Origin of the sequence: Haemophilus sp. HMSC071C11, assembly GCF_001837655.1 — a bacterium.
Lineage (GTDB): Bacteria > Pseudomonadota > Gammaproteobacteria > Enterobacterales > Pasteurellaceae > Haemophilus > Haemophilus influenzae.
Genome location: NZ_KV833445.1, coordinates 1 through 5,968, shown reverse-complemented (window position 1 = coordinate 5,968; position 5,968 = coordinate 1). Strand labels below are relative to the sequence as shown.

The 5,968-nt window shown below is 38.2% G+C and carries 10 protein-coding genes and 1 pseudogene; 10 read left to right on the top strand and 1 reads right to left on the bottom strand.

All coding sequences use genetic code 11. The features are described 5' to 3' along the window. The first annotated feature begins 40 nt into the window (after window positions 1-40). The 5 genes and pseudogenes from HMPREF2644_RS07775 (at window position 41) to HMPREF2644_RS07755 (ending at window position 2,426) form a co-directional block, all read left to right on the top strand. A complete protein-coding gene (locus HMPREF2644_RS07775) occupies window positions 41-265 on the top strand; it encodes a hypothetical protein (protein WP_005633909.1) in 225 nt (74 codons plus the stop codon). Window positions 266-301: 36 nt separating this feature from the next. Beyond that, complete coding sequence (locus tag HMPREF2644_RS07770; protein WP_070828375.1) at window positions 302-718, top strand: recombination protein NinB; 417 nt, start codon at window positions 302-304, stop codon at window positions 716-718. Between the two features lie 92 nt (window positions 719-810). Further along, a pseudogene (locus HMPREF2644_RS07765) lies at window positions 811-1,375 on the top strand (recombination protein NinG). Continuing rightward, entirely contained in the window at window positions 1,359-2,024 is a 666-nt protein-coding gene (locus HMPREF2644_RS07760; RefSeq protein WP_038441185.1) for an HNH endonuclease signature motif containing protein, read from the top strand. The pseudogene HMPREF2644_RS07765 and the gene HMPREF2644_RS07760 overlap by 17 nt, the downstream one beginning before the upstream one ends. 30 nt (window positions 2,025-2,054) lie before the next feature. Then, entirely contained in the window at window positions 2,055-2,426 is a 372-nt protein-coding gene (locus HMPREF2644_RS07755) for an antiterminator Q family protein (RefSeq protein WP_005650528.1), read from the top strand. A gap of 49 nt (window positions 2,427-2,475) precedes the next feature. On the opposite strand, the gene HMPREF2644_RS07750 is transcribed toward HMPREF2644_RS07755, so the two are convergent. Next, the gene (locus tag HMPREF2644_RS07750; protein ID WP_005666914.1) at window positions 2,476-3,441 is read right to left on the bottom strand and encodes a P63C domain-containing protein; all 966 of its coding nucleotides are present in this window, start codon (window positions 3,439-3,441) and stop codon (window positions 2,476-2,478) included. 357 nt (window positions 3,442-3,798) lie between these two features. Between HMPREF2644_RS07750 and HMPREF2644_RS07745 the strand changes: the two genes are divergently transcribed. The 5 genes from HMPREF2644_RS07745 to HMPREF2644_RS07730 form a co-directional block, all read left to right on the top strand. Next, window positions 3,799-4,467: a P22AR C-terminal domain-containing protein gene (locus HMPREF2644_RS07745; RefSeq protein WP_038441183.1), complete on the top strand. Its 669-nt coding sequence runs from the start codon at window positions 3,799-3,801 to the stop codon at window positions 4,465-4,467. Between the two features lie 75 nt (window positions 4,468-4,542). Beyond that, on the top strand, window positions 4,543-4,680 hold the full coding sequence (locus HMPREF2644_RS09330) for a hypothetical protein (RefSeq protein ID WP_015702297.1): 138 nt from the start codon (window positions 4,543-4,545) through the stop codon (window positions 4,678-4,680). A gap of 123 nt (window positions 4,681-4,803) precedes the next feature. After that, on the top strand, window positions 4,804-5,160 hold the full coding sequence (locus HMPREF2644_RS07740) for a phage holin, lambda family (protein ID WP_005650535.1): 357 nt from the start codon (window positions 4,804-4,806) through the stop codon (window positions 5,158-5,160). Further along, on the top strand, window positions 5,129-5,731 hold the full coding sequence (locus HMPREF2644_RS07735; RefSeq protein WP_032826234.1) for a glycoside hydrolase family 19 protein: 603 nt from the start codon (window positions 5,129-5,131) through the stop codon (window positions 5,729-5,731). Before HMPREF2644_RS07740 ends, HMPREF2644_RS07735 begins: the two co-directional genes overlap by 32 nt. Beyond that, a partial coding sequence (locus tag HMPREF2644_RS07730; RefSeq protein WP_070828376.1) for a DUF2570 family protein occupies window positions 5,724-5,968 on the top strand: 245 nt, incomplete at its 3' end. The genes HMPREF2644_RS07735 and HMPREF2644_RS07730, both read left to right, overlap by 8 nt.

The window sequence follows — 5,968 nt, the reverse complement described above, 5'->3', positions numbered from 1 at the left end:
CGCGCGATAGCTTGATGGCAATGATGAAAGGGGTATTGCAATGACAAGCTACAAATGCCCAAAGTGCGGTGCGGAATTAGAGGATTTTTATACGCCAGATTATTTTATATCGAGCAGCGAATGGGATGACGATCGTTTTCGCTGTAACGGTCACTTAATTGAGCCGATACCGTTTCCGCAGGTAAGTAAATACAGTGCAGTGAATCGAACAAAATCTTGCGGTTATTTTGGGTTGGAAGATTTAGGTGTGGAGTATAAAGAATGAGTATTGCGATGTTATTCAAGCGTTGGGAATGATGTTATGAGCCAATACAAACCTTTCTTTTTACGTGATCAACGCATTAAAAATAATTGCTTGGATTTAATCAAGGAACTGCCAACAGACGATAAAAAGCCGTTGGTAGTCAAAATCCAACCAATAACACGCTCACTTGAGCAGAACTCAAAACTTCACGCACTACTAAGCGATATTAGCAAACAGTGCGAATTTAACGGTAAAAAGCGAGACATCGACACGTGGAAAATGATTATGGTATCGGCTCACAAAATTGCAACAGGCGGTCAGGCTGAAATGGTAATCGGGCTTGAGGGGGAAGTTATCAATCTACGAGAAAGCACCGCTCAAATGAGCGTAAAACGACTAGCAAGCCTAATAGAGTACATTACCTGTTGGTGCGTGCAAAATGGCGTGAGATTTAACGATAGATGGGGGCTTTAAATGAAACGCTTAAATGATGACGAGATCTTAGAGTTAAAAATCGTGCTTTTTATTGTGGCAGTTTGGGTAATTTTTAATATGGTGTTTGGCTAATGGCGAAAGAGTATAAATGCAAAGTTTGTGGCAAAGCGTTTGTAAAAACCTTTAGCTCAACACAAAAAGTTTGCTCGCCTGAATGTGCGATTAAATTAGTCCGAGAACAATCAAGAAAAAGGCAAAAGAAAGCGGAAAAACAAGAACAGATAGAGCGTAAAAAAAGATTACTAGATGGTGAGAGGGCATTGGCTAAAAGCTCTTCAAAAAGAGGTAAATAAATTTATAAGATTGAGAGATAAAGGACAACCTTGTATTGCTTGTGGAACGGTATGGAAACCTAGTTTTCAAGCGTCTCATTTTATTCCGCAGGGAAGAAGCTCATTTTTAAGATTTGATGAGAGGAATATCCATTCTGGCTGTATCAGATGCAATCTTTTCGTAGGTGGCGGAAATATACATGGATATAGACCAAGACTAGTCGAGAAGATTGGCGAGCAAGAGGTTGAGTGGTTGGAAGAAAATCAACATCGAATTAAAAAATGGGAAATTTCTGAGCTTAAAGAAATGCTAAAACTATACAGATTGAAGAACAAGGAATTAGAAAATGAAATGCAAGATTGATGGTTGCAACAGAGAGGCTATGTATAAAGCTGATTGCGTTTGCCAAATGCACTATTTTAGATTTATGAGAAACGGAACTTATGATCTTCTTCCGAAACCAATCCGAAAATACAGAAGACACAATGGAAAGGGTTATCAGTTAATTTTCGAACCAAGACACCAATTAGCAATGAGCGATGGGTATGTTTATGAGCATAGATTTGTGATTTATAGCATTTATCAAAATAATTTACCTAACTGCAAGCTTTGTGGCTGCAAGCTAACTTGGAGCAGTTGTCACATCGATCATATTGATAATGACATTACCAACAACACGCTAGAAAACCTTAGACCAATTTGCCGAGCTTGTAACGTAATGAGAAGTCACACATTAATACCTAAATATACACACAAAGGTCATTCTAAAATAACTTTTAATGGATTAACAATGACAGCAGCTGAGTGGGCTAGACAAGATGGCGTAACAGTAGCTGGGAATACAATCTTGAGAAGAATTAGAGATGGGTGGAGCATAGAAAGAGCATTATTTGAGACAAGTTCAACACATCCAAATGCAGCAGTTAAGCACACTACTACTAAGTATAAAAATAGATTTGAAGTGAAATCTACTGGAATAAGCTTAGATTTAAGATTGCAAGGCGATGATTAAGCATTACAAGGCAAAAATTAAGGAGCTTACGTGAATATTGATGTGATTTCAGTTGAATTTGGTTATTGGGCTACACCTCGTTATGAGACTGAATTTCCACGTGTAGCCGCAGGGTTTGCAGAGATGAAATGTGATGCTCGTTATGCTGAAAAATATCGTATGCGTCCTATAAGCGATGAATTAGGCATGGAAATTGATGGCTACCTTGGTGTAATTAGAAAAGTCACACCAGAACTTTATGATGTATTCGTTCTGACTTATATCAAGAGATGGGAAAAACAAGAAATTTGGCGATATTTACATATTTCACGGCGTGAATATTTCAATCGATTGAAAACGGTAAAAACATCACTTTTATTGCTATTATCAACAGAAGGCAAGCAATGTTTATTTATTGCCTGAAAAGTGCGGTCTATTTTGACCGCATTTATTTCAAGGGTAGGTATTCTTTCTATTCTTGTCCTTCCTGAAGTGTGAGTTTGGGGTGTATCTTATCTAACATTTCATAAAAATTATCTTTATCTTTAGATAGCTTTAAAAGTGTAACGATAGAAGATAAATGTTCACGCAATTTAGGGTGCCCTACGTCTTCCGTTAAAAACTGGTGTAATTTTACTTTTTTTGCTTGTTTACTTGCCGATTTTTTGAGTTCTGGTAATAACTCTGGAGCGAGTCGGGCATACACGGCGTTGTTTGTAATATGCCCGAAGAATTGTGGAAATTGATTATTATTTTTCGGAGGGAATTGAACGCCATATAAACGACATAATTCCTTGTAATAGTCTAAAGGAAAGGTTTTAACCCAAGGTTGTAATTCTTTTGCGACAAAGGCTTCAAAAATTTTTGCGAGTGCGTCTTTGGCTCGTGCATCTTGATAGCCGGTGACTTCATCCACTAATGCCACAATGCCCACTTTGGCTAAAGAGCGGATTAGAATTTCTGCTTTTTGGGCGGTGTTTTGTTGCTTACCAACCAACGCCCCTTCTTCACGTGCTCGTAGATAAATATCACACACGACAGGTAAAATAGTCGCATCATATCCTTCCTTAATTTTACCGTCTTTGGTGCGATATTTAACCCCTTTGATCACATCTATAACATCTTGATTAATAAATGGTTTTAGATTATTTGCATCCATAAACGCAGGGAGTTTGATCAATTCTTCGTTTTCTGTTATTGCGCCACCACGAGAACCACGATTTGGGCGATCTAATGCTTCAAAAACAGAAGCACTTGAAATAATGCGTAAGTCATTTTGAAGCACTGCCACATCAAGCGATTTATCACCAATGCTTAATACGCCTTCGTGAATAGCTAAAGGGAGTTCTTCTAGTGCTTTTTTATGTTCCCAGCGTGCTAACGCTGCTTTCTCGGCTCGTTCTTTACGTTTTTCAGCCGTTAAGGAGGTAGAAACCATATGTTGCTCCATTGCTTATTTATAACTTTTATTAGCATAATGCTAAATTATATTTAAGTAAAGCATTATTTTATGCTTTACATTCTCAAAATTTTCCTCTACTATTTTATTCAAGGTCTCAAAAGCCTTATCAAGAACGGTAACTCACCCCGTCAGCGTGATTTTTTTATGCGTAAAATTTACCTTGTTTGTTTTATTGCCATTAAGACTTACAACGCATAAAAAGAAAATTATCAATCAATGTTCGACAGTGCGACTAATACAATACCGAAAGGGAATAAGTCCGCTGGATTCTTGACCAGTTTTGAGCTGTCGAACGCCCGATTTATCGGGGGCTTCCATCAAAAGGAAATCAAGATGACTACTCAAATCCAATTCTCAATATTTAATTTCAAAAATTCCCCAGTTCGCACGATTACCGATCCTAATAGTGAAATTTGGTTCTGTGGCACAGATGTGTGCGATATTCTCGGTTATGTAAATGCGCCTGATGCAATGAAAAAACATTGTAAAGAAGCTGGTATAGCAAAACGCTATATCAGCTATCCAAGCGGTAGAAAGGAAGCGATCTTTATCAATGAACCAAATCTTTACCGTCTGATCATCAAATCTCGTAAACCAGAAGCTGAACCATTTGAAGCGTGGGTATTTGAAGAAGTTCTTCCGCAAATTCGTAAAACAGGAAAATATCAACTTCAACCGCAACAGCTCGCCTTGCCAGAACCCGAAAAGAAATTCAGTTTTGAATTTACCGAGTATGAACTTCAACAGCTTGTTTGGTTGTGGTTCGCTTTCATGCGTGGCATCGTCACATTCCAACATATCGAAAAAGCCTTTAGAGTTTTAGGCTCAAATATGAGTTCACAAATCTACGGGCAGGCTTACGAGTATCTAAGCGTGCTACGCTCTACCAATCAAATCTTAAACCGCATCACAAGTGATTTTGACATCGACCAAATGACAAACTGGCGTGTATTAAAACACTTGCGAGGCTTTAATCCAAAAGCAGTCAAAATCGACTTCTAAAAACAACGGAAAATCCGACCGCACTTTACCGTGTGGCGGATTTTTACACCTCAAATTCACGAAAAAGGATACATTATGTTCAGAATTCTCTTTGCGGTGGCGTTGTTATGGGCAGCATACGAACTCAATTTAAACCAAGATTGCGATGGGTATATTTGCGACACGTCATCACTAATTACCGCACTTCATAAACCGCTTGACAGTGCACACTAAAAGTGTATCATATGTACTATATTGCGGTTTTAGTGCATAGCAAACGCAAGAAAGAATTTTACAGCCCTGATCGGAAACGGTCGGGGCTTTTTTATTGCCTAAAGAACAGGCGGGAGAAAATATATGCCAATTAAAGAGCCTGATGTGTGGGCGTTAATATGGTCTTGGTTGCAAACAAATCTTAGTTCTAGCTCAGCACAGAGTGCTTTTTGGGCGTTATTTATTTCTCTTTTAAGATTTGGGTTTATGCGTAAAAAGCCAGCTATTCGTTATGTTTTAATTGATGCGGCTATGTGTGCATCCATTGCGGGTGTTGCAGTGCCAATTTGTACGCATTTATTTGGGCATACAGAATATTCTTCATTTCTTGGCACGATGATTGGTTTTGTTGGTACTGAAAAAATTCGCGAGTTTTTATTTAAATTCATTAATCGGAGAATTGAAAAAGATGACAATGATGATTTCCGAAGTGACATTTAATAAAATTTTTCCACACGCAGTTAAAGGTGTTTATCAAGCTATTTCGGCGCAGATAGAAAAAGCAGGTTGTGTGAATAAGATGCAGCAAGCGATGTTTTTGGCTCAATGTGGACATGAAAGTGGCGGATTTACAAGATTTAAAGAAAATTTAAATTATTCTTGGCTTGGGCTTTCTAAAACTTTCCGTAAATATTTCCCAGACCCTCTTATAGCGAAGAAATATGAGCGCAAACCTGAGCTAATAGCTAATCGTGTTTATGCTAATCGTTTGGGTAATGGCGATGAGAAAAGTGGAGATGGTTGGAAGTATCGTGGTCGTGGACTGATTCAGATCACAGGTAAGGATAATTATGCCGCGTTTAGAAAATGGTTAGGTAGAGATATTGAGCCAGATGATGTGGCAGGGAATTTAGATTTATCTGTTAAAACTGCAGTGTGGTATTGGAAATGCTATGAGTTGGCTGAGCTTAATTCTGTGGAAAAAGTTACGCGAAGAATTAATGGTGGACTAAATGGCATTGATGAGCGTTGCAAGCTCTATCGAGCATTAATGGTAACGGATAATGACTAAGTACATTTACATGGCGTTAGCGGGTGTTGTCGTGGTTTTGATTGGTGCATTGCGTTACCAATCTAGCGTTATAGATGAGTTGGAAATAACGACAAAACAACAAGAAAATACTATCCAGCAACAAGAAGATGCTAACAAATCATTAAGTCTTGCGTTACAACAAGAGCGTTATGCCATTATTGAGCAACAAGAGCGTAATAATGAAATAGAAAGGATAGCAACAGAAAATGCTGAATC

What these genes read in the sequence shown, in the direction of transcription:
- HMPREF2644_RS07775 (WP_005633909.1), top strand. Translation starts at nt 41, where the DNA reads ATGACAAGCTACAAATGCCCAAAGTGCGGTGCGGAATTAGAGGATTTT.
- HMPREF2644_RS07770 (WP_070828375.1), top strand. Translation starts at nt 302, where the DNA reads ATGAGCCAATACAAACCTTTCTTTTTACGTGATCAACGCATTAAAAAT.
- HMPREF2644_RS07760 (WP_038441185.1), top strand. Translation starts at nt 1,359, where the DNA reads ATGAAATGCAAGATTGATGGTTGCAACAGAGAGGCTATGTATAAAGCT.
- HMPREF2644_RS07750 (WP_005666914.1), bottom strand. Translation starts at nt 3,441, where the DNA reads ATGGTTTCTACCTCCTTAACGGCTGAAAAACGTAAAGAACGAGCCGAG.
- HMPREF2644_RS07745 (WP_038441183.1), top strand. Translation starts at nt 3,799, where the DNA reads ATGACTACTCAAATCCAATTCTCAATATTTAATTTCAAAAATTCCCCA.
- HMPREF2644_RS09330 (WP_015702297.1), top strand. Translation starts at nt 4,543, where the DNA reads ATGTTCAGAATTCTCTTTGCGGTGGCGTTGTTATGGGCAGCATACGAA.
- HMPREF2644_RS07740 (WP_005650535.1), top strand. Translation starts at nt 4,804, where the DNA reads ATGCCAATTAAAGAGCCTGATGTGTGGGCGTTAATATGGTCTTGGTTG.
- HMPREF2644_RS07735 (WP_032826234.1), top strand. Translation starts at nt 5,129, where the DNA reads ATGACAATGATGATTTCCGAAGTGACATTTAATAAAATTTTTCCACAC.